We start from the raw sequence: 22,333 nt of genomic DNA on the forward strand, positions 1-22,333 counted from the left end.
GCGTTCCCCCTACGGTGCGCGGACCGCCGACAGCAGCCCGGCCACCTCGTCGGTGCCCATCCGCAGCGCCGCGCCGACGGTGGCCAGCACCTCGCGCTCGGCCGGGATGTAGGGCCCGTCCGCGAGCGCGATCCGCGCGCCCTGGAGCAGGATCGACTCGCGCCCCGGCCCCGCCAGGTGCGGGGCGAGCGGCTCCAGCGCCTCGTGGAGCTCTATCGACAGCGCGGCCCCGCAGCACTCGGGCCCGTCGTACAGCCCGAGCCGACCCTCGTCGGTGGCCAACGCCTCCACGAGGGACTCCAGCTGCTCCGCGGTGCAGTCCTGGAACCCCGCGGCCCGTACGGCCGACACGGCGGCCTCCAGGGCGCTGCGCGAGGCGGTCCCGCCCGCCGCGAGCACGGCCAGCACCACGGTGTGCAAGGCGTCGCGCAGCAGGGCCGAGAAGCGGGTGGTGGTCAGGTGGTCCAGCACGTCGGTGTCGAAGCGCTGCCGGCAGCCCTGGCACTCGACGACCGGCCCGGCCTGGCCGCGCGGCAGCAGCGGCACGCCGAGCACGGTGAAGCGCCTGCGCCCGGTGCGCCTGCGGTAGTTGCGGTCACCGCCGCAGTCGGGGCAGAAGAACTCCCCGTCTCCCACGGTGCTCCAGGTGGTGCGGATGCCCCAGACGGTCAGCTTCCGGCCGTCCCCACCCCGAACTGGCAGCACGTCGCACCTCCGTAACTCCCCCGTAGCCCTCCGGACTACGGGCGGGACCCCCGTCCGGCGGCACCGCGGGGTTGGCGTGATGTTAGCCACATCGGTGAGGCTGCGTCAGTCGTGCGACAAGACAACATCGTGCGGCGGCGGGAGTTGGCCGAAGTGCGCCCCCGCCGCCGCCCCGCTCTCCCTGCCCTCTGCGGCATGAACGAGAAGTCCGACCACGCGATGGTCGCGGCCGCCGTCGCCGCGTACGGGCGGCGCGACGTCGCCTTGGCCAACGCCGGGGTGCTCCCCCTTTCGGACGTACGCGAGACCCGCAGGACCTGGCGGTGGAGTGGGCCGCGTACGGGATCCGCGTCAACGCAGTGGCCCCGGGAACCATCCGCACGGAGCGGGTACCGGCACTGGACCACGAGCCGGGCGGCCCCGAGTGCCTCACGGAGACCACGGCGGCTACCCGGCCCGCCGAGCGGCCCGGGAACGGCGGAACCCCGCCCCTCCGGCAGGAGGGGCGGGGTTCACGTACGAGCGGTCAGCGGCCCGCGCGGTTGACGGCAGAGATGACCGCCTTCAGGGAGGCGCGGGTGGTGTTGGCGTCGATGCCGATGCCCCACAGGACCCGGCCGTCGATCGCGCACTCGATGTACGAGGCGGCCACGGCGGAGGCGCCCTCGCTCATGGTGTGCTCGGTGTAGTCCAGCAGGCGGGCGTCGACGCCAATGCCGGCCAGCGCGTCGAAGAAGGCCGAGATCGGGCCGTTGCCGGTGCCGTTCAGGACCGTCTCGACGCCGTCCACGACCGCCTCGACGGTCAGCGTGTCGGTGCCGTCCTTGTCGGTGGCGGTCGAGCCGGAGCGCAGCTGGATGCGGCCCCACGGGTTCTCGGGGTTGGGCAGGTACTCGTCCGAGAAGACGTCCCAGATCGCCTTCGGGGTGACCTCGCCGCCCTCGGCGTCGGTCTTGGCCTGGATGATCCGCGAGAACTCGATCTGCATGCGGCGCGGCAGGTCCAGCTTGTGGTCGTTCTTCAGGACGTACGCGATGCCGCCCTTGCCGGACTGCGAGTTGACCCGGATGACCGCCTCGTAGGAGCGGCCGACGTCCTTGGGGTCGATCGGCAGGTACGGGACCGCCCACTCGATGTCGTCCACGGTCTTGCCCTGGGAGGCGGCGTCGGCCTCCATGGCGTCGAAGCCCTTCTTGATGGCGTCCTGGTGGGAGCCGGAGAAGGCGGTGTAGACCAGGTCGCCCGCGTAGGGGTGGCGCGGGTGGACCTCCATCTGGTTGCAGTACTCGCTGGTGCGGCGGATCTCGTCGATCTGGGAGAAGTCGATCTGCGGGTCGATGCCCTGCGAGAACAGGTTCATGCCCAGGGTGATCAGGTCGACGTTGCCGGTGCGCTCGCCCTGCCCGAACAGGCAGCCCTCGATGCGGTCGGCGCCGGCCATCAGCGCCAGCTCGGCGGCGGCGACGGCGGTGCCGCGGTCGTTGTGCGGGTGCACGGAGATGCAGACGTGCTCGCGGCGGGTCAGGTTGCGGGCCATCCACTCGAAGCGGTCCGCGTGGGTGGAGGGCGTCGAGCGCTCCACGGTGGCGGGCAGGTTCAGGATGATCTCGCGGCCCTCGCCCGGCTGCCAGACGTCACAGACGGCCTCGCAGACCTCCAGGGCGAAGTCCAGCTCGGTGTCGGTGAAGATCTCCGGGCTGTACTGGTAGCCGAAGACGGTCTCGGGTCCCAGCAGCTTCTCGGCGTACTCCATGACCAGGCGGGTGCCGTCGACGGCGATCTGCTTGATCTGCTCCTTGGAGCCGCGGAAGACGACCCGGCGGAAGGTCGGGGCGGTCGCGTTGTACAGGTGCACGGTGGCGCGCTTGGCGCCGACCAGGGACTCCACGGTCCGCTCGATCAGGTCCTCGCGGGCCTGGGTCAGTACGGAGATGGTGACGTCGTCCGGGACCGCGCCCTCTTCGATGATGGAGCGCACGAAGGCGAAGTCGGTCTCGCCGGAGGACGGGAAGCCGACCTCGATCTCCTTGTAGCCCATGCGCACCAGCAGGTCGAACATCTCGCGCTTGCGGGCGGGGGTCATCGGGTCGATCAGCGACTGGTTGCCGTCGCGCAGGTCGGTGGAGAGCCAGCGGGGAGCCTTGGTGACGCGGGCGTCCGGCCAGGTGCGGTCGGGGATGTCCACCTGCTCGTACCGGCCGTACTTGTGGATCGGCATCCCGGAGGACTTCTGGGAGTGGGTCGCGTTCGTGATGGGCGTGGGGCGACCGACAAAAGGCTGCTGGCTCATGGCGTTGGGCTCCTCGCGTGTCCGCGTGTAGTTCGCTGGGACGGCCGACGGCGGTCGTAAAAACCGCAACACCAAACTCCGCGGGGAGGGGGTCGGCCTACGACTACAGACCCTCGCCGCGGCAGCTAAGGAGAAGCAGCCCGAAACGCATGATGGGCCGAGCCTAACCGAGCCGCGCCGTATCGCGAGGACCTGTTTCAGTATGCAAGACCCGGGTGCCCGATTTGTACCCTTTGTGAGCTACGACTCCATCCGCGCGCCCAGGTCAGGGTGATCCGTCAACACGGCGCGTCAGGTTTGAGACAACCGAATGAATCATGGTCGCCGGTAGTGACAGCGGCATGACCCACTGCCACATTGCCGTGCATGGATGCCTTCCTTTCCCCTGGCCACACCCCCCACCACCCGGTCTTCTGCACCGTCGTGCCCCCGTACCTGCTCCGCAAGGCCGCCCAGTCCGCGGACAGCGCGCGGGCCGACGCCGCCCTGCGCACCCTCGAACACGACAGCGGCCTGCGCGAGCGGCGGCAGGTCAACGCCCTCAGGGGGGTCGCCCCGTCCCTGGCCGACGCGCCCGCCGAAGGGCCCGCCCGGACGATCTACGACGCCCAGCACCGCACCCGGCTGCCGGGGAAGAAGGTCCGGGCGGAGGGCGGCGAACCGGTCAAGGACGCCACCGTCAACCGCGCCTACGCCGGGCTCGGGGCGACCCACGAACTGTTCCTCAAGGCCTTCGGACGGCACTCCATCGACGACTCCGGGCTGCCGCTGGACGCGACCGTCCACTACGGCCAGGAATACAACAACGCCTTCTGGGACGGCCGGCAGATGGTCTTCGGCGACGGCGACGGGGACCTGTTCCTCGACTTCACGGTGTCGGTGGACGTCATCGGGCACGAGCTGGCGCACGGTGTCACCCAGTACACGGCCAACCTCGACTACCACGGCCAGTCCGGGGCGCTCAACGAGTCCATGTCGGACGTCTTCGGCTCGCTGATCAAGCAGTACTCCCTCGGGCAGACCGCCGACCAGGCGGACTGGCTGATCGGAGCCGGACTGCTGGGGCCGAACGTCACCGGGGTCGCGCTGCGGTCCATGAAGGCGCCCGGCACCGCGTACGACGACGACGAGCTCGGCAAGGACCCGCAGCCCGCGACCATGGACGACTACGTCGTCACCACCCGCGACAACGGCGGCGTCCACATCAACTCCGGGATCCCCAACCACGCCTTCTACGTCGCGGCCACCGAGCTGGGCGGCAAGGCCTGGGAGCGGGCCGGGCAGATCTGGTACGACACGCTGACCGGCGGGCAGCTGGGCGAGAAGGCCTCCTTCAAGGACTTCGCCCGGCTGTCGACGGCCGCGGCCGTCGCCCGGTACGGCGAGGGCGGCGCGGAGCACCAGGCCCTCCAGAAGGCCTGGTCCGCCGTCGGTCTCGCCTAGGCCGTCCCGCTCCGGTAGAAGGGGCACCATGCGGATCGAAGTGGTGCGGACGGGCGGTTTCGCGGGGATCGAGCGCCGGGCCGAGGTGGACACCTCGGGCCGGCCCGACGAGGAGGAGTGGCAGGCGCTCGCCCTGCTGGCGCTGCGGCCGGACCCCCGGGCCGGCCAGGGGCCGGGCGGGGTGCGGGACGGGTTCTCGTACCGCATCACGGTGGACGGGCGGACGGTGTCCTGCCAGGACCCGCACCTGTCGGAGGCCCAGCGCAGCCTGGTCTCCCGGGTGCTCAAGGAGGGGGCCTAGATAAAGGGGGTGCCCGGCCCCTGGGCTGCTGCTTGGATGGCGGGATGACTGAAACGATCTTGGCCGCCCTGGAGCAGTACTACGACACCGTCCCCCGCCGGGGCGGTGCGCGGGGCGAGGACTTCGGGCCGCTGACCCTGTTCGTGCAGGAGGGGCAGGGCTGGCAGTACTACGCGCGGCCCGCCCTGGGCGGCGCCGGCGCGACGGCCGCCGACGTGCTCAAGGTGCTGGAGAGGCAGCGGGAGCTGAAGGTGCCGGAGTCCTTCGAGTGGGTGGCCGAAACCACCCCCTCGCTCCGGGCCGCTGTGGAGGCCGCCGGGCTGCACGTCCACGCCCACCCCCTGATGGCACTGGACGCCGACGCCGAGCCGCTCCCGCCGCATCCCGAGGTCCGGCTGCTCGGCGCCGACGACCCGCTGCTCGCGGCCGCCGTGACCGTACCGGCGCTGGCCTTCCGCGAGCCGGGCACGGCCCTGGGCACGGCGGGCCCGTCGGAGCTGGCGGCGGCGCTGGCGGACCCGGGGGCCGAGGAGAGCCGGGCCCGCGTCTCGACGATGCTCGCGGACGGGCGCACCGCGATGGCCGCGGCCGTGCGCGACGGGCTGGTGCTGTGCTCCGGCCAGTACAACCCGGTCGGCGACGTCGCCGAGGTCGTCGGCGTCGGCACCCTGCCCACTGCCCGGCGCCAGGGGCTGGCCCTCGGGGTGACGGCGGCCCTGGTGGCCGAGGCCCGCGCCCGGGGCGCCCGTACGGTCTTCCTGTCGGCCGGGGACGAGGACGTGGCCCGGATATACGCCCGCGCCGGGTTCCGGCGGGTGGGTACGGCCCTGATCGCGGAGCCCGCGGCGGGCTGAGGCCGGGCGGGTTGCCGGTTCGGCAACGGAAGTTGCCGCGGGCGGCGGCCGGGGCGCAGCATCGGCCGTACCGGCAGACCCTCCCCCAGCTATCGCTGGGGGGACCCCCATGGAAGAGGCCCCCGTGTCCCAGCACCGGCACCACCACCAGCACCAGGAGCAGCACCCCGAGGGCGCGAGCGCGCAGTGGTGGGACTCCCGCTACCGCGAGAGCGACCGCATCTGGAGCGGCAGGGCCAACGAGGTCCTGGTCCGCGAGGCCGCCGGTCTCACCCCCGGCCGCGCCCTCGACCTCGGCTGCGGCGAGGGCGCCGACGCCGTGTGGCTGGCCCGGCAGGGCTGGCGGGTCACCGGCACCGACATCTCCGGGGTGGCCCTGGAACGGGCGGCCGGGCACGCCGACGAGGCGGGGCTCGGCGACCGCGTCGACTGGCAGCGGCACGACCTGGCCGAGTCCTTCCCCGACGGGGAGTTCGACCTGGTCTCCGCGTGCTTCCTGCACTCGTACGGGGACTTCCCCCGCGAGCGGATCCTGCGCACCGCCGCTTCGGCCGTGGCCCCCGGCGGGATCCTGCTGATCGCCGGCCACGCGGGCGGGCCCTCCTGGGACCCGGACGCGCACGCCGACATCCGCTTCCCGACCCCGGACGAGGTCCTCGCGGAGCTGGAGCTGCCGGAGGGCGCCTGGGAGGTGCTGCTCGCGGAGGAACACGAGCAGGCCCTGACGGCCCCCGACGGCCGGCCGGGGACCCGCAAGGACAACGCGCTGAAGGTGCGGCGCGTCCGCTAGTGCTGCGGCCGGCGGCGGCTAGAAGCCGAGCTTGCGGAGCTGCTTGGGGTCGCGCTGCCAGTCCTTGGCGACCTTCACGTGCAGGTCGAGGAAGACCGGCGTGCCGAGCAGCGCCTCGATGTGCTTGCGCGACTTCATGCCGACCTCCTTCAGGCGCGAGCCCTTCGGGCCGATGATGATGCCCTTCTGGCTGGGGCGCTCGATGTAGACGTTGGCGTGGATGTCCAGCAGCGGCCGGTCCGCGGGCCGGTTCTCGCGCGGGATCATCTCCTCGACCACGACGGCGATGGAGTGCGGCAGCTCGTCGCGCACGCCCTCCAGCGCGGCCTCGCGGATCAGCTCCGCGACCATCACCATCTCGGGCTCGTCGGTGAGGTCGCCCTCCGGGTACAGCGGGGGGCTCTCGGGCAGCAGGGGCGCGATCAGGTCGGCCAGCAGCTGCACCTGGGTGTCGCCGACCGCCGAGACGGGGACGATCTCGGCCCACTCGAAACCGAGCTCCTCGGCCAGCCGGTGGACGGCGATGAGCTGCTCGCCCACCTGCTTGGACTCGACCAGGTCCGTCTTGGTGATGATAGCGATCTTGGGGGTCTTCTTGATCCCCGCGAGCTCCTTGGCGATGAACTTGTCGCCGGGGCCGAGCTTCTGGTCGGCGGGCAGGCAGAAGCCGATGACGTCGACCTCGGCCCAGGTGGTGCGCACGACGTCGTTGAGGCGCTCGCCGAGCAGCGTGCGCGGCTTGTGCAGACCCGGGGTGTCGACCAGCACCAGCTGCGCGTCCGGGCGGTGCACGATGCCGCGGACGGTGTGGCGGGTGGTCTGCGGCCGGTTGGAGGTGATCGCGACCTTGGTGCCCACGAGCGCGTTGGTCAGGGTCGACTTGCCCGCGTTGGGGCGGCCGACGAAGCAGGCGAAGCCCGCGCGGTGCGGGGCGGTGGGCTCGGGGGAACGATCGCTCATACGGGCCATTCTCCCCGATGCGGCCCCCCGCGCCGACCAGGCCACCGCCGAGGGGGCTGGGGCGCCGGTCGCGCCGCGGTTCCCCGGGGCCGAAGCCCCGCCCCGAGCCCGGCGGCCGGTCCCCCCGGCGGACCGCCCGACCCGGAGGTTTCCCTCCCCGCCCCGCCCTTCCACCGTTCCCGGACTGCGCCCGGACCCCCTGGACCCTTTCCGGCCGCGCCGGCGCCTGAGGCGGGAACGGTGGAAGGGAGGGCAGGGGACGGCCCCCGCGCAGCGGCACCGCCGCAGACGGCGGGCGAGCGGTGCGTCAGGCAGGGCGCAGCGTCAGGGTGAGGACCGCTCGGTAGGCGCCCGGCGGGGTGTACGCGGGGAGCGTCAGCGTGAGCGTGGCGTCGACGGTGGAGGTCCCGGCCTCGCCCGTGGCCAGGACCGCCCCGTCCGGGCCCGCCTCCCCGGCGGCGCCCGGCGTGCAGCCGCCCCGGCAGGACGGGGTCCAGGACAGCACGGCCCCGGGGGCGCCGGCCGCGTCCCGGCCCGTGAACCCGGTGAGCTCCGCCGTCAGCTTCCACCCCCCGCCCCCGCTCCGGGTGTCCTTGACGGTGACCGTGCCGATCCGCCCGGGGGCCGCGCCGCCGCCCCCGTACGCGACCGCCCCCAGGGTCACGGCCGTCCCCGCCTGGGTCATCGTCAGCGCACCCGGGTCGGGGGCGGAGACCGCGTACGGCGCCGGGCCCGAGCCCCGCGGTGCCGACCAGGCCGGGCCCTCGTACGCCACCACGCCCGTCGTGGCCCGGTCCGTGACGGGCAGCTCCACCGCGAGCGCCCCGCGGCCGTCCGCGGTGGCCCGGGCGCGGTCGGCCGTCCGGGCGGTGCCCGCGCGCCCCTCCACCGTCACGGCCGCGCCGGGGGTGAAGCCGACCCCGGTGACGCGGACCCGGGCGCCCTGCTTGCCGCCGGCCGCGCCGAGGGTGACGCGGCGCAGGTTCATGAGCGGCAGCGGAGTGGCGGTGAGCGCGCACACGCCGCCCCCGCCCCGTCACCGTCCTCCCGCGTGAGGGTGATCTCGCCGGGCGCGGTGACGGTGAAGGTGCCCGCCGCCGCGACCTCGCCGTTCTGCGCGCCGCCCAGCAGCACCTTCCCGGCCGGCACACCGGACGTCACCGCGACCGTGTCGCCGACCCTCGGCGCCGCGTCGGAGACCGAGATCCCGGCCGAAACCGCCCCTCCGGCGGACGACGGGCACCGCACCGGCCGCGCCTCCTCCTCGGCCGCCGCCGGTGTGCCCAGCGCGGCCGCCGCGAGCACCGCCGTACCGACGGCCGCCGGCCATCTCCTGCTGCGCGCACGTGTCCGCACCTGCCCGCCCCCTCCCCGACAGGGGGTCATTCACGAGCGGGCGGCGGAAGAAGTCAATGCACGGACCCCGCATCGACTGATGGCCCATCAGGAGATGGCGCGGTCGCCCGGAAGGTGCGCCGGTAGGCCGTCGGGCTCACCCCCAGCGCCGCCTGCACGTGCTTGCGCAGCGACTGCGCCGTCCCGAAGCCAGCCTCCCGCGCCACCGCCTCGACCGGCAGCTCCGTCCGCTCCAGCAGCTGCCGGGCCCGCTCCACCCGCTGCCCGGTGATCCACTCCCCCGGGCTCACCCCGCATTCCTCGCGGAACCGGCGCGTGAAGGTCCGTACCGACATGGCCTGCTGCCGGGCGAGGTCGCTCAGCCGCAGCGGCTCGTGCAGCCGGTCCAGCACCCAGGCCCGCGCCGCCGTGGTGCCGGCCTGCTGCGGGCCGGGCAGGGGACGCCGGACGAACTGCGCCTGCCCGCCCTCGCGGTGGGGCGGTACGACGGTCCGCCGGGCGGTGTCGTTGGCGACCGCCGCGCCGTGGTCGCGGCGCACGATGTGCAGGCACAGGTCGATGCCCGCGGCGACCCCGGCGGAGGTCAGCACGTCCCCGTCGTCGGTGTAGAGCACGTCCGCGTCGACCCGTACGGCCGGGAACATCCGCTGGAAGTGCTCGGCGTGGGCCCAGTGGGTGGTGGCCGGGCGGCCGTCCAGGTACCCGGCGGCGGCCAGGACGTAGCCGCCCGTACAGATGGACACCATGCGGGTGCCGGGCCGGACGTGGGCGAGGGCCGCCGCCAGCCCGTCGGTCAGCCGGCCCTCGGAGTGGACCGGGCCCAGCTCGTGCGAGGCGGGCACCACCACGGTGTCGGCCGTCGCGAGCAGCTCGGGGCCGTGCTCGACGTACACCGTGAAGTCGGCGTCGGTGGCCACCGGCCCGGGGGCGAGCCCGCAGGTGAGGATCTCGTAGAGGTGCCGCTCCTCGGGGTCCTTGGCCCGGCCGAAGATGCGGTGCGGGATGCCGAGTTCGAAGGGCAGCAGCCCGGCGAGGGCGAGGACGACGACGCGGTGCGGCTTCTCGACGGTGACCATGGCCCGATCGTATCGAAGCGTGACAGTCAGGCCACTGTCATGCGGTGGCCCGCAGGCCGGAAGCTGTGGGCGTGACCCAGACAGCAGCCACCTCCTCCACCACCACCGCACCGCCGGCCCCGCGCCGGCCCGGCCGCATCCACCGGGCCTGGTTCGCCGCCGCCGTGGGCTTCGTGACGATCATCGGCGCGGCCGCCTTCGCCTCCCTCCCCGGACTCCTCATCGAGCCGCTGCACGCGGAGTTCGACTGGTCGCGCGGCACGATCGGCCTCGCGGTCTCCGTCAACCTGGCCCTCTACGGGCTCACCGCGCCCTTCGCCGCCGCACTGATGGACCGTTTCGGCATCCGCAAGGTCGTCGCGGTGGCCCTGACCGTGATCGCGGGCGGCTCGCTGGCCACGGTGTGGATGACGGCCGCCTGGCAGCTGGTCCTGTGCTGGGGCGTGCTGGTGGGCCTGGGCAGCGGTTCGATGGCGCTGGCCTTCGCGGCGACGGTGACCAACCGCTGGTTCACCGCCCGGCGCGGCCTGGTCACCGGCATCCTGACCGCGGCCGGGGCCTCCGGGCAGCTGATCTTCCTGCCCCTGCTGTCCTGGCTGGTGGAGAACCACGGCTGGCGCCCGGCGTCGGTCACGGTGGCGCTGGCGGCCCTCGCCGTCGTCCCCTTCGTCTGGCTGCTGCTGCGCGACCACCCCGCGGACGTGGGCCTCGCCCCGTACGGAGGCACGTACGAGCCCAAGCCCGCGCCCGTACCCGGGGCGGCCCGCCGGGCCGTGACGGTGCTCTTCCGGGCGGCCCGGACCGGCCCGTTCTGGCTGCTGGCGGGCACCTTCGCGATCTGCGGGGCCTCGACCAACGGGCTGGTGCGCACCCACTTCACGCCCGCCGCGCACGACCACGGCATGCCCGTGACGGCCGCCGCCGGACTGCTCGCGGTGATCGGCGTGTTCGACGTGCTCGGCACCATCGCCTCCGGCTGGTTCACCGACCGCTTCGAGGCGCGCCGGCTGCTGGCCGTGTACTACGCGCTGCGCGGGGTGTCCCTGATGTTCCTGCCGATGCTGCTGGCGCCGAGCGTGCACCCGCCGATGGTGTTCTTCATCGTCTTCTACGGCCTGGACTGGGTCGCCACCGTCCCGCCGACCATCGCCCTGTGCCGCGAGCACTACGGGCAGGACGGCGCGGTCGTCTTCGGCTGGGTGCTGGCCTCGCACCAGGTGGGCGCGGCCCTGGTGGCCTTCCTCGGCGGGGTGGCCCGCGACGCCCTCGGCTCGTACGACCTGGTCTGGTACACCGCGGGCGGCCTGTGCGCGGTGGCGGCGCTGATGGCGATGGTCATCCGCCGCCGGACGGCGGAGCCCGCCGGGCCGTCTCTTCCGGATCCCGCCTGACCCGCGCCGCCCGGCGCAGCTCCTCGGAGGTGCGCCCGTCGCCCGGTCCACGGTTCCGGGCAGGCGTCACGCGGCCGGGGCGGCACCCCGGACGCGTACCGCCGGGCGGCGGCCCGGCCCGGGCCGGGATCCATGACCGCCGGACGGGACCGGGTGGCGCGGGCTCAGGCTCCGGCGGGGGTGGTGGACTTCAGGGTGCCGTCGGGGGCGGCGAGGAGGACCGGGGTGTCGGGGCCGCCCAGGTCGCGGACCGCCGCGCGGTCGGCGTCGGCGGGGGCGTCGGCCGCGCTGACGACGGCGGCGGCCTCCAGGGAGTTCGCGCCGCTGGCGACGGCCATGGCGACGGCCGTCTGCAGGGCGCTCAGCTTGAGGGAGTCGAGCTCCACGGTGCCGGCGACGTACGTACGGCCGGTCTCGTCCCGTACGGCCGCCCCTTCCGGGACTCCGTTGCGGGCCCGCGCGCTGCGCGCCAGCGTGATGATCTTGCTGTCCTCGGGGTCGATCCCGTTGCCCACGGTGCTCTCGCTCATAGGCGAAAGCATAGGGAGCGCCCCGGCGCGGCCGTGCAACGACCCCGCCGGGGCGCTCTCCCGGCTCCCCGGCCCCCCGCCCGTTCCCCCGTGGAGCAGGACAAACTTAAGCGAAAGGCATGAGCCTCCTGCGATCCAAAGGTCCCGTCCCTGTATGACCTTGGACCCTCTTCCGGTCGGGACCCTCGTCCTCAGGCCGGCGTCACGGCCGGTCGAGCTTCAGCCGCTCCGCCCTCGGCAGCCCCGCCACGACCAGGTCGTACGAGTCCTCCACCAGCTCCCGCACCATCGCGTCCGGCAGGCCGCCCACCGTCACGGTGTTCCAGTGCCGCTTGTTCATGTGCCAGCCCGGCACGATCGCCCCGTACTCGGCCCGCAGCCGCACGGCCGCCTCGGGCTCGCACTTGAGGTTGACCTTCAGCGGCTCGGCGTCCAGCGCCGTCAGGGCGAACACCTTGCCCAGCACCTTGAACACCGAGGTCTCCGGGGTGAAGGGGAACTCCTCCACCGCCGCGTTGAAACCCAGACAGAACGCGCGCAGCTCCGCAGGGGTCATTCCCCCTCCTCCCCTTCGGCCGCCGCCGCGGCCACCGGCTCCACCAGCACCGTCACGATCTTGTTCCGGCGTCCCGCCGGGGACTCGGCCGTCAGCCGCAGCGGACGCCCGTCCGGCAGGTCCACCACCGCCGAGGCGCCCGCGATCGGCACCCGGCCCAGCGCCTTGGCCAGCAGCCCGCCGACCGTCTCGACGTCCTCGTCGTCGAAGGCCTCCACCCCGAACAGCTCGCCGAGGTCGGTGATGTCGAGCCGTGCGGTGACCCGGTAGCAGTCCTGGCCCAGCTCCTCCACCGGCGCGATCTCCCGGTCGTACTCGTCGGTGATCTCGCCGACGATCTCCTCCAGGATGTCCTCGATGGTGACGATGCCGGCCGTGCCGCCGTACTCGTCGATGACGACGGCCACGTGGTTGCGCACCGATTGCATCTCGCGCAGCAGATCACCGGCGTTCTTGGTGTCCGGTACGAAGACCGCCGGCCGCATCACCGTCGAGACCAGGTCGGCCTCCGCCTCCCGGTTGATGTGCGTGCGGCGGACGAGGTCCTTCAGGTACACCATCCCGACGATGTCGTCCTCGTTCTCCCCGGTGACCGGGATCCGCGAGAAGCCGGACCGCAGCGCGAGCGTCGTCGCCTGCCGGATCGTCTTGTAGCGCTCGATGCAGACCAGGTCGGTGCGCGGCACCATCACCTCGCGCACCAGGGTGTCCCCCAGCTCGAAGACCTGGTGCACCATCCGGCGCTCGTCGTCCTCGATCAGCGATTCCTTCTCCGCGAGGTCGACCATCGCGCGCAGCTCGGCCTCGGAGGCGAAGGGCCCCTTGCGGAAGCCCTTCCCGGGGGTGAGCGCGTTGCCGATCAGGATCAGCAGCTGCGGGATCGGGCCCATCACCCGCGCCAGCGGCACGAGGACGTACGCGGCCGCCGTCGCGGTGTTCAGCGGGTGCTGGCGGCCGATCGTGCGGGGGGACACACCCACCGCCACGAAGGACACCAGCACCATCACCCCGATGGCGACGAGCAGCGCCGTCCAGTTCTCGCCGAACTCAGCGAGGCAGACGTACGTGACGAGCACGCCCGCCGCCATCTCGCAGGTCACCCGCACCAGCAGGGCCACGTTGACGTAGCGGGTGGGGTCGGCGGCGACCTGGGCGAGCTTCGCGCTGCCGCGCCGGCCCTCCCGTACGGCCTGCTCGGCACGGAAACTGGAGACGCGGGCGATCCCGGACTCGGCGCACGCCGCGAACCAGGCCACCACGGTCAGCAGGACCGCCCCGGTGATCAGCTGGGCGGCGCCGGTCACGAGACGGTCGGGGCCGGCGAGGGACCGGTCATACCGCGCTCGGCGCGCCAGCCGTCGACGATGGCCGCCTGGAGCCCGAACATCTCGGCCTTCTCGTCCGGCTCCTCGTGGTCGTACCCGAGCAGGTGCAGCACCCCGTGGACGGTCAGGAGCTGGAGCTCCTCGTCCATGGAATGCTGCGTCGGCGCCTCGTCGCCCTGCTTCTTGGCCACCTCGGGGCAGAGCACGATGTCGCCGAGGAGCCCCTGCGGGGGCTCCTCGTCGTCCTTCGCCGGCGGACGGAGCTCGTCCATCGGGAAGGACATGACGTCGGTCGGTCCGGGGAGGTCCATCCACTGGATGTGGAGCTGCTCCATGGCGTCCTCGTCGATGACGATGACGGAGAGCTCGGACAGCGGGTGGATCCTCATCCGGGTGAGCGCGTAGCGGGCGATGTCGAGGATCGCCTGCTCGTCGACCTCGGTTCCGGACTCGTTGTTGACGTCGATCGACATGGTGCGCTGGGTTCTACTTCCGCTGGTGGCCGTTCGGGGCCGGGTGGGCATCGTCGTACTTGGCGTACGCGTCGACGATACGGCCGACCAGCTTGTGCCGGACGACATCCTCGGACGTGAGCCGCGAGAAGTGGATGTCCGGCACCCCGTCGAGGATCTCCTGGACCTGGCGCAGACCGCTCTTGGCACCGCCCGGGAGGTCGACCTGCGTGACGTCACCGGTGACGACGATCTTCGAGTCGAAGCCGAGCCTCGTCAGGAACATCTTCATCTGCTCGACGGTGGTGTTCTGCGCCTCGTCCAGGACGACGAAGGCGTCGTTGAGGGTGCGACCCCTCATGTAGGCCAGCGGCGCCACCTCGATGGTGCCGGCGGCCATGAGCCGGGGGATGGAGTCCGGGTCGATCATGTCGTGCAGGGCGTCGTAGAGCGGCCGCAGGTACGGGTCGATCTTGTCGAAGAGCGTGCCCGGCAGGAAACCGAGCCGCTCGCCCGCCTCGACGGCGGGGCGGGTCAGGATGATCCGGCTGACCTGCTTGGACTGCAGCGCCTGGACCGCCTTCGCCATGGCGAGGTAGGTCTTGCCGGTACCGGCGGGGCCGATGCCGAAGACGATCGTGTTCTTGTCGATCGCGTCGACGTACCGCTTCTGGTTGAGGGTCTTGGGGCGGATGGTGCGGCCCCGGCTGGAGAGGATGTTCTGGGTGAGCACCTCGGCCGGGGTCTCCGTGTCACGGCCACCGCTCCCGTTCGCCTTGAGCATGGCGATCGAGCGTTCCACTGCGTCCTCCGTCATCGGCTGCCCGGTGCGGAGCACCAGCATCATCTCGTCGAACAGGCGCTGGATCAGGGCGACTTCCGCCGCCGCTCCGATCGCGCTGACCTGATTGCCCCGAACATGGATGTCGGCCTTCGGGAAAGCCTTCTCGATCACGCGCAGCAGGGCGTCGCCCGAGCCGAGCACGGTCACCATCGGGTGTGTCGCCGGGACCGTGAAATGGGCTCGCGCCTGGCCCGGCGCCGGGGTGTGGGCTGTCTGTGTCTGAGTCATGGGCCGGCACTGTGGCCTGCGCATACCTCCCACTGAGGGGCCGATCCCATCGTCGGCCTCCGGAATACCAAGGGTACGTCCACGCCGGGGCAGGCCCGAGGGGTTTTCCGGGCGGCACGGGAAGCGGCCTAGACGGGGTGCCGGAAGCCGATGGTCGGGACCGCGCGGCGGCGCGGGCAGGGGGCGGCGCCCGGCGGGACGAGGGCGTCCAGGAAGGCGTAGCGGTCCCGCAGGGCGTCGGGGGCCGTGCGCCACCAGTGGGCCACCTCGGGCCAGCCCGGGGCGGAGAGGGAGCCGCCGAACTCCTGTACCGACAGGGCGGCGGTCAGTCCGGCGAAGGCCAGCCGGTCGGCGAGCGGCCACCCCGCGAGGCTGCCGGTGACGAACCCGGCCACGTACACGTCCCCCGCCCCGGTCGGGTCCAGGGCGTCGACCGTGATCGCGGGCACCTCCGCGGTCTCGCCGGTACGGCTGTCGACCGCGTACGAGCCCTCCGAGCCCATGGTCACCACCGCGACCGGGACCTTCTCCGCGAGGGCCCGGGCCGCGGTGCGCGGACACTCGGTCCGCGTGTAGCGCATCGCCTCTCCCGCGTTGGGCAGGAACGCCTCGCAGTGCTGGAGGTCGGCCAGGGCGCCCAGGTCCCACCGCCCGGTCTCGTCCCAGCCGACGTCCGCGAAGATCCGCGAGCCCCGGCGGGCCGCCTCCGAGATCCAGTCCTCGCTCTGCCCGGCGCCGAGCGAGGCCACCGCCGCCCGGGCCTTCGGGGGGCACCACGGGAAGGGCCCGGGGCCCGCCGGGGGCGGCGCCTCGTGGCCGTGGGAGACCATCGTGCGCTCGCCCTCGTACGCCATGGAGACGGTGACGGGGCTGTGCCAGCCGGGGATGGTGTGCGACATGGACAGGTCGATGCCCTCGCCCTGCTCCAGGGCGTCCCAGCAGTACTCGCCGTAGTGGTCGTCGCCGAAGGCGGCGGCCAGCGAGGTGCGCAGGCCCAGCCGGGCGAGGGCGGTGGCCATGTTGGCGACGCCGCCGGGGCTGGAGCCCATGCCGCGCGCCCAGGACTCCGTACCGCGCACGGGGGCGGAGTCGAGGCCGGTGAAGATGATGTCGAGGAAGACCGTGCCGGTCAGGAAGACGTCGCAGCCCGGCTCGTGGGGGTCGCGCACCGGTCCGAGGGGGTCGAGGGTGATGCGGCTGTCCCGACTGGTCACGGCGTGCTCCCCGTTGAGGTGTCGTTTCTGCGTACGGACCGGAAAACTGCCAGCCCTGCCCGGGCCCGACAGGACCAAACCCCAGTGTGACGCACATCACTGGAGCCCCGCTCTCCTTCACCCCGAACGCCACTAGGGCCTCTCCGGCCCTGATGCACCGGACAGGCCCTAGCGCTTCGGCAGTGCCACCCGCCCCAGGTCCGCCGCGACCGTCAGCTCGCCCTCGAACCCCGCCGCACGGGCCTCGCGTTCGAACTCCGACGGGTCCGCGTACCGCTGCGAGAAGTGCGTCAGCACCAGGTGCCGCACACCGGCGTCCCGCGCCACCCGTGCCGCCTGGCCGGCGGTGAGGTGGCCGTGGTCCGTGGCCAGCCGGACGTCCGCGTCGAGGAAGGTCGACTCGATGACCAGCATGTCGCAGCCCTCCGCCAGCGCGTCCACGCCCTCGCAGAGCCGGGTGTCCATGACGAAGGCGAACCGCTGACCCGCCCGGTGCTCGCTGACGGCCTCCAGCGTGACCTCGCCCTCCGGCCGCTCCAGCCGCCCCTCGCGCTGGATCCGGCCCACGTCCGGCCCCTTGATCCCGTACTGCGCGAGCAGCGCGGGGACCATCCGGCGCCCGTCCGGCTCGGTCACCCGGTAGCCGAAGGACTCCACCGGGTGCGAGAGCCGCCGCGCCTCCAGGACGTACGAGGGCCCGCTCGCGAGCACCCCGTCCGCGGCGACCGGCTCCTCCCGCAGCGCCACGGTCTCCCGGTAGGCGGTGGCGTACCGCAGCCGGTCGAAGAACTTCTGCCCCGAGGCCGGGTAGTGCGCCGTCACGGGGTGCGGGACCTGGTCGAGGTTGATCCGCTGGATCACCCCGGCCAGCCCGAGGCTGTGGTCGCCGTGGAAGTGCGTGACGCAGATCCGGTTGATGTCATGTGCCGCGACCCCGGCCCGCAGCATCTGCCGCTGAGTGCCCTCGCCCGGGTCGAAGAGGATGCCCTCGCCGTCCCAGCGCAGCAGGTAGCCGTTGTGGTTGCGGTGCCGGGTGGGGACCTGGCTGGCAGTGCCGAGGACCACGAACTCGCGTACGGACACGGCTTATCCGGGCGGCCACTGGAGGCCGCGGCCGCCCAGGACGTGCAGGTGCGCGTGGAAGACGGTCTGGCCCGCGCCGGCGCCCGTGTTGAACACGACCCGGTAGCCCTGGTCGGCGATCTTCTCGTCGGCGGCGATCTGCCCGGCCTCACGCAGTATGTCGGCGATCACGCCCGGCTCGGCGGCGGCGAGGGAGGCCGCGTCGGGGTGGTGCACCTTCGGGATGACGAGCACGTGCGTCGGCGCCTGCGGGTTGATGTCCCGGAAGGCGACGGTGGTCTCGGTCTCCCGGACCACGGTCGCCGGCACCTTGCCCGCGACGATCTTGCAGAACAGGCAGTCCGCCTGGGGTTCCCCGGCCATTGCTGCGCCTCCCGTGACGATGATCGGTCGGGGGCATGCTACCCGTGCCCTTGCCCGGGCCGGGCGGGGTCCGGTACGCCGCTGCGCGGGGCCGGTCCCCTACCCGCCCTTCCACCGTTCCTCCCCCAGCTACCGCTGGGAGGTACCCCCAGGTGCTCCGCCCCGGACCCCATGGGGGCTCCGCCCCCAGACCCCCGCGCCTCAAACGCCGGCGGGGCTGGATTTCGCGCAGCGGGACCGCACCCCCGGCCCAGGGCGACGGGGCGGGCTACGACCAGCGTCCCGTACGCGCCAGCAAAACGGCCGTCGCCGCCGTGCCGGCCGTCGACGTGCGCAGGACCGAGCGGCCCAGGCGGTACGGCCGGGCGCCGGCCTCGGCGAAGGCCGCCAGTTCCTCCGGCGAGACCCCGCCCTCGGGGCCGACCACCAGCACCACCGACCCCTTCTCCGGCAGCGGCGCCGTCGCCAGCGCCGCGGACGGGGTGTCGCGGTCCTCGTGCAGCACCACCGCCAGATCGGCCTGTGCCAGCAGCGCGGCCACCTGCTTCGTGGACATCGCCTCGGCCACCTCCGGGAACCGGACCCGGCGCGACTGCTTGCCCGACTCCCGTGCCGTGGAACGCCACTTGGCCAGGGACTTCGCCCCACGGTCGCCGCGCCACTGCGTGATGCACCGCGAGGCCTGCCACGGCACGATGGCGTCGACGCCGGTCTCCGTCATCGTCTCGACCGCCACCTCGCCCCGGTCGCCCTTCGGCAGCGCCTGCACCACGGTGATCCGGACGTCGGGCTCCGGCTCCTCCAGCACGGTCTCCAGGTCCGTGACCACCAGCCGGTCCTTGCCCTCGGCCGCCTTGACCACGCCCTCCGCCCACCGGCCGCGCCCGTCCGTGAGGACCACGTCCTCGCCCGGGTTGAGCCGCTTCACGGACACCGCGTGCCGCCCCTCGGGGCCGTCCAGCACGAACTCCGGCCCCGCCGGAACCTCTTCGACCACGAACACGGGGGCCGTCATGACGTTCTCCTCATCTGCATTGCGTTCAACGCGTTCTGCGCCTCGGCCAGTTCGGCCGCCAGCACCTCCACCAGCTCCCCGGCCGGCAGCGCCCGCGCCAGCCGGTGGCCCTGGCCCGCCCACAGGGACATGCCCTGCGGGTCGCCGGCCGCCGCGGCCGCCTTGCGCAGCCCCGCGGTCATGTGGTGGACCTGGGGGTAGGCGGCCGGGGCGTACGGCCCGTGCTCCCGCATGAAGCGGTTGACCAGGCCCCGCGCGGGCCGGCCCGAGAAGGCCCGGGTCAGTTCCGTGTGCGGGAACATCGGGTCGGTCAGGGCCTTCTTGTGCAGCGGGTGCGCGCCCGACTCCGGGCATGCCAGGAAGGCCGTGCCGAGCTGCGCCGAGTCCGCTCCCGCCGCCAGCACCGCCGCGATCTGCGCCCCGCGCATCAGGCCGCCCGCCGCCGTGATGGGCAGGGCCACGACCTCCCGTACCTGCGCGACCAGCGCGAGCAGGCCGACGCCCGCCGTGCCGTCGGCCTCCGGGTCGTCGCGGTGGGTGCCCTGGTGTCCGCCCGCCTCGACGCCCTGGACGCAGACGGCGTCGGCGCCCGCCGCCTGCGCGGAGCGGGCCTCGTCGACCGAGGTGACGGTCACGACGGTACGGGTACCCGCCCCGCGCAGGCGGGCGAGCACGTCGGGCGCGGGCGTGCCGAAGGTGAAGGAGACCACCGGGACGGGGTCCTCCAGCAGGATGGCCAGCTTCGCCTCGTAGCCGTCGTCGCTGTTGCCGACGGTGTCCTCGGGGGCGAGCGAGACCTCGTACCAGCCGGCCTCGCCGGCCAGTTGCCCGCGGTAGGTCTCGACGGCGGCCGGGTCGACGTAGCCGTTCTGCGGCATGAGGAGGTTCACGCCGAAGGGCCGCCGGGTGAGGCCGCGCGTCTGCTTGATCTCCTGGTACATGCCGTCGGCGGTCTTGTAGCCGCCGGCCAGGTAGCCGAGCCCGCCGGCCTCGCACACGGCGGCGACGAGCGGCGGGCAGGAGACGCCGCCCGCCATGGGAGCCTGCACGATCGGGTACTGGGGGAGACCGTTCGGTGCGGAGGACATGGACTGCATCGTGCCACGTCCCGGCCACCGCGCCGAACCGTCGCATTCGCCTGGCATAGTCCGCTTCCCCGGCATGTCCGGGAATCGCCGTGGGCGGTGTCCCGGGAAGCACGGAGCCCGGTCCGGGGCGTCCCCGGACCGGGCTCGTGCGAGTGCCCCGAGCAGACCTCGGGCCTGCCTCGGGCCGGCCTCAGCGGCCGTTGAACGCGTCCTTCAGGCGGCTGAACAGGCCCTGCTGGCCGGGGGCGAACTGGCCCATCGGCCGCTCCTCGCCGCGCAGCTTCGCGAGCTGGCGCAGCAGCTCCTCCTGCTGGGCGTCCAGCTTGCCGGGGGTGGTGACCTCGACGTGGACGATCAGGTCGCCGCGGCCGCCGCCGCGCAGGTGGGTGACGCCCCGCCCGTGCAGCGGGATGGCCTGGCCGGACTGGGTGCCGGGCCGGATGTCGATCTCCTCCATGCCGTCCAGCGTCTCCAGCGGGCACTTGGTGCCCAGGGCCGCGGCCGTCATGGGGATGGTGACCGTGCAGTGGAGGTCGTCGCCGCGCCGCTGGAAGGTCGCGTGCGGCAGCTCGTGGATCTCCACGTAGAGGTCGCCGGCGGGGCCGCCGCCGGGGCCGACCTCACCCTCGCCCGCGAGCTGGATCCGGGTGCCGTTCTCGACACCGGCGGGGATCTTGACGGTGAGGCTGCGGCGGGAGCGGACCCGGCCGTCGCCCGCGCACTCGGGGCACGGGGTCGGGACCACGGTGCCGAAGCCCTGACACTGCGGGCAGGGGCGCGAGGTCATGACCTGGCCCAGGAAGGACCGGGTCACCTGGGAGACCTCACCGCGGCCGCGGCACATGTCACAGGTCTGCGCCGAGGTGCCGGGGGCGGCGCCCTCGCCGGAGCAGGTGCCGCAGACGACGGCCGTGTCGACCTGGATGTCCTTGGTCGTGCCGAAGGCGGCCTCGTCCAGTTCCAGGTCCAGACGGATCATGGCGTCCTGGCCGCGGCGGGTCCGCGAGCGCGGGCCGCGCTGCGAGGCCTGGCCGAAGAAGGCGTCCATGATGTCGGAGAAGTTGCCGAAGCCGCCCGCTCCGAAGCCGCCCGCGCCGCCACCGCCGCCCGAGGAGGACAGCGGGTCGCCGCCGAGGTCGTAGACCTGCTTCTTCTGCGGGTCCGAGAGGACCTCGTAGGCCGCGTTGATCTCCTTGAAGCGCTCCTGCGTCTTCGGGTCCGGGTTCACGTCCGGGTGGAGTTCACGGGCGAGGCGGCGGAAGGCCTTCTTGATCTCGTCCTGCGATGCGTCGCGGCGCACGCCGAGTACGGCGTAGTAGTCCGTGGCCACTTACGACTCCGCCAGGATCTGTCCGACGTAACGTGCCACTGCGCGTACCGCTCCCATCGTTCCGGGGTAGTCCATGCGGGTCGGTCCGACCACGCCGAGTTTGGCGACTGCTTCGCCGCCCGAACCGTAGCCGACGGACACGACCGACGTGGAGTTGAGTCCCTCGTAGGCGTTCTCGTGACCGATCCTTACGGCCATCCCCGACTCACCGGCCTCGCCCAGCAGCTTCAGGAGCACGACGTGCTCCTCCAGCGCTTCGAGCACGGGCCTGATGGTCAAGGGAAAATCATGTCCGAAGCGGGTGAGGTTGGCGGTGCCGCCGATCATCAGCCGCTCCTCCGCCTCCTCGGCCAGCGTTTCGAGAAGGGTGGCGAGGACGGCCTTGACGGTCGCCCGGTCGTCGATCTCGAACGACTCCGGAAGGTCCTGCACCAGCTGCGGCACGTCGGTGAAGCGACGGCCGACGACCCGGCTGTTCAGACGCGCCCGCAGGTCGGCGAGGGAGTTCTCGCCGAAGGGGGTCTGGGTGTCGACGAGCCGCTGCTCGACCCGCCCGGTGTCGGTGATCAGTACGAGCATCAGCCGGGCCGGGGCCAGCGACAGCAGCTCGACGTGCCGCACGGTGGAGCGGCTCAGCGACGGGTACTGGACGACGGCGACCTGCCGGGTGAGCTGCGCGAGCAGCCGTACCGTGCGGCCGACGACGTCGTCGAGGTCGACGGCGCCGTCGAGGAAGTTCTGGATGGCCCGGCGCTCGGGCGTCGACAGCGGCTTGACGCCCGCCAGCTTGTCGACGAAGAGGCGGTAGCCCTTGTCCGTGGGGATCCGGCCGGCGCTGGTGTGGGGCTGGGCGATGTAGCCCTCCTCCTCCAGCACGGCCATGTCGTTGCGCACGGTGGCGGGCGAGACGCCGAGCTTGTGCCGCTCGGTGAGGGCCTTGGAGCCGACGGGCTCCTCCGTCCCGACGTAGTCCTGGACGATGGCGCGCAGTACCTCGAGTCTGCGTTCGCTGAGCATCGCGCACACCTCCGGATGCGGTCGGTCGTCTGTCAGGCCGTCGGGGCCGGTCCTGGCTTGTTGGCACTCTGCGCGTGTGAGTGCCAGAGATCCCCCGGTCAGTGTACGGCCGGGTAGTACGC

At 73.0% G+C, this 22,333-nt stretch carries 23 protein-coding genes; 5 read left to right on the plus strand and 18 right to left on the minus strand.

Features of this window, described 5'->3' with window-relative positions; translation table 11 throughout:
- Positions 1–9: 9 nt before the first annotated feature.
- A complete protein-coding gene (locus ACZ518_RS18820; protein ID WP_469114117.1) occupies positions 10–705 on the minus strand; it encodes a TerB family tellurite resistance protein in 696 nt (231 codons plus the stop codon).
- A 526-nt stretch (positions 706–1,231) separates the two neighbouring features.
- Positions 1,232–2,995, minus strand: coding sequence for a 2-isopropylmalate synthase (gene leuA, locus ACZ518_RS18825; protein ID WP_469114118.1), 1,764 nt, complete (start codon positions 2,993–2,995; stop codon positions 1,232–1,234).
- 366 nt (positions 2,996–3,361) lie between these two features.
- Between leuA and ACZ518_RS18830 the strand changes: the two genes are divergently transcribed.
- The 4 genes from ACZ518_RS18830 (at position 3,362) to ACZ518_RS18845 (ending at position 6,383) form a co-directional block, all read left to right on the plus strand.
- The gene (locus ACZ518_RS18830) at positions 3,362–4,438 is read left to right on the plus strand and encodes a M4 family metallopeptidase (protein ID WP_469114119.1); all 1,077 of its coding nucleotides are present in this window, start codon (positions 3,362–3,364) and stop codon (positions 4,436–4,438) included.
- Between the two features lie 28 nt (positions 4,439–4,466).
- Entirely contained in the window at positions 4,467–4,739 is a 273-nt protein-coding gene (locus tag ACZ518_RS18835; RefSeq protein ID WP_469114120.1) for a protealysin inhibitor emfourin, read from the plus strand.
- A 44-nt stretch (positions 4,740–4,783) separates the two neighbouring features.
- Positions 4,784–5,593, plus strand: coding sequence for a GNAT family N-acetyltransferase (locus tag ACZ518_RS18840; protein WP_469114121.1), 810 nt, complete (start codon positions 4,784–4,786; stop codon positions 5,591–5,593).
- A gap of 109 nt (positions 5,594–5,702) precedes the next feature.
- Positions 5,703–6,383: an SAM-dependent methyltransferase gene (locus tag ACZ518_RS18845; protein WP_469114122.1), complete on the plus strand. Its 681-nt coding sequence runs from the start codon at positions 5,703–5,705 to the stop codon at positions 6,381–6,383.
- A gap of 18 nt (positions 6,384–6,401) precedes the next feature.
- On the opposite strand, the gene era is transcribed toward ACZ518_RS18845, so the two are convergent.
- The 4 genes from era to ACZ518_RS18865 all read right to left on the minus strand — a co-directional run bounded on the left by era (position 6,402) and on the right by ACZ518_RS18865 (position 9,775).
- Complete coding sequence (gene era / locus ACZ518_RS18850; RefSeq protein WP_427711886.1) at positions 6,402–7,352, minus strand: GTPase Era; 951 nt, start codon at positions 7,350–7,352, stop codon at positions 6,402–6,404.
- 298 nt (positions 7,353–7,650) lie between these two features.
- On the minus strand, positions 7,651–8,331 hold the full coding sequence (locus tag ACZ518_RS18855; RefSeq protein WP_469114123.1) for a hypothetical protein: 681 nt from the start codon (positions 8,329–8,331) through the stop codon (positions 7,651–7,653).
- A complete protein-coding gene (locus tag ACZ518_RS18860; RefSeq protein ID WP_469114124.1) occupies positions 8,328–8,699 on the minus strand; it encodes a hypothetical protein in 372 nt (123 codons plus the stop codon). Before ACZ518_RS18860 ends, ACZ518_RS18855 begins: the two co-directional genes overlap by 4 nt.
- A 53-nt stretch (positions 8,700–8,752) precedes the next feature.
- Positions 8,753–9,775 carry a GlxA family transcriptional regulator gene (locus ACZ518_RS18865; protein ID WP_469114125.1) on the minus strand — a complete coding sequence of 341 codons (1,023 nt, stop codon included), beginning with the start codon at positions 9,773–9,775 and terminating at the stop codon, positions 8,753–8,755.
- A gap of 71 nt (positions 9,776–9,846) precedes the next feature.
- Between ACZ518_RS18865 and ACZ518_RS18870 the strand changes: the two genes are divergently transcribed.
- Complete coding sequence (locus ACZ518_RS18870; protein WP_469114126.1) at positions 9,847–11,166, plus strand: MFS transporter; 1,320 nt, start codon at positions 9,847–9,849, stop codon at positions 11,164–11,166.
- Positions 11,167–11,330: 164 nt separating this feature from the next.
- Here ACZ518_RS18870 and ACZ518_RS18875 read toward each other — a convergent pair whose 3' ends face one another.
- The 12 genes from ACZ518_RS18875 to hrcA form a co-directional block, all read right to left on the minus strand.
- The gene (locus ACZ518_RS18875; protein ID WP_007263988.1) at positions 11,331–11,708 is read right to left on the minus strand and encodes a hypothetical protein; all 378 of its coding nucleotides are present in this window, start codon (positions 11,706–11,708) and stop codon (positions 11,331–11,333) included.
- Positions 11,709–11,898: 190 nt separating this feature from the next.
- Positions 11,899–12,252, minus strand: coding sequence for an MmcQ/YjbR family DNA-binding protein (locus tag ACZ518_RS18880; protein ID WP_469114127.1), 354 nt, complete (start codon positions 12,250–12,252; stop codon positions 11,899–11,901).
- Positions 12,249–13,556, minus strand: coding sequence for a hemolysin family protein (locus ACZ518_RS18885; protein ID WP_469114128.1), 1,308 nt, complete (start codon positions 13,554–13,556; stop codon positions 12,249–12,251). The genes ACZ518_RS18880 and ACZ518_RS18885 overlap by 4 nt, the downstream gene beginning before the upstream one ends.
- Positions 13,553–14,050, minus strand: coding sequence for an rRNA maturation RNase YbeY (gene ybeY, locus ACZ518_RS18890; protein WP_469114129.1), 498 nt, complete (start codon positions 14,048–14,050; stop codon positions 13,553–13,555). Before ybeY ends, ACZ518_RS18885 begins: the two co-directional genes overlap by 4 nt.
- A gap of 13 nt (positions 14,051–14,063) precedes the next feature.
- The gene (locus ACZ518_RS18895) at positions 14,064–15,101 is read right to left on the minus strand and encodes a PhoH family protein (protein WP_469114130.1); all 1,038 of its coding nucleotides are present in this window, start codon (positions 15,099–15,101) and stop codon (positions 14,064–14,066) included.
- Between the two features lie 128 nt (positions 15,102–15,229).
- A complete protein-coding gene (locus tag ACZ518_RS18900) occupies positions 15,230–16,315 on the minus strand; it encodes a carbohydrate kinase family protein (protein ID WP_469114131.1) in 1,086 nt (361 codons plus the stop codon).
- Positions 16,316–16,483: 168 nt separating this feature from the next.
- Entirely contained in the window at positions 16,484–17,398 is a 915-nt protein-coding gene (locus tag ACZ518_RS18905) for a ribonuclease Z (RefSeq protein WP_469114132.1), read from the minus strand.
- A 3-nt stretch (positions 17,399–17,401) separates the two neighbouring features.
- Positions 17,402–17,761, minus strand: a complete 360-nt coding sequence (locus ACZ518_RS18910; RefSeq protein WP_469114133.1) for a histidine triad nucleotide-binding protein — start codon at positions 17,759–17,761, stop codon at positions 17,402–17,404.
- A gap of 268 nt (positions 17,762–18,029) precedes the next feature.
- Positions 18,030–18,776, minus strand: coding sequence for a 16S rRNA (uracil(1498)-N(3))-methyltransferase (locus ACZ518_RS18915; RefSeq protein WP_469114134.1), 747 nt, complete (start codon positions 18,774–18,776; stop codon positions 18,030–18,032).
- The gene (locus tag ACZ518_RS18920) at positions 18,773–19,864 is read right to left on the minus strand and encodes a nitronate monooxygenase (RefSeq protein ID WP_469114135.1); all 1,092 of its coding nucleotides are present in this window, start codon (positions 19,862–19,864) and stop codon (positions 18,773–18,775) included. Before ACZ518_RS18920 ends, ACZ518_RS18915 begins: the two co-directional genes overlap by 4 nt.
- A gap of 190 nt (positions 19,865–20,054) precedes the next feature.
- The gene (gene dnaJ, locus ACZ518_RS18925; protein ID WP_469114136.1) at positions 20,055–21,194 is read right to left on the minus strand and encodes a molecular chaperone DnaJ; all 1,140 of its coding nucleotides are present in this window, start codon (positions 21,192–21,194) and stop codon (positions 20,055–20,057) included.
- The gene (gene hrcA, locus ACZ518_RS18930) at positions 21,195–22,211 is read right to left on the minus strand and encodes a heat-inducible transcriptional repressor HrcA (protein ID WP_469114137.1); all 1,017 of its coding nucleotides are present in this window, start codon (positions 22,209–22,211) and stop codon (positions 21,195–21,197) included.
- Positions 22,212–22,333: the final 122 nt, after the last annotated feature.

Source organism: Streptomyces sp. NPDC033966, assembly GCF_055575955.1.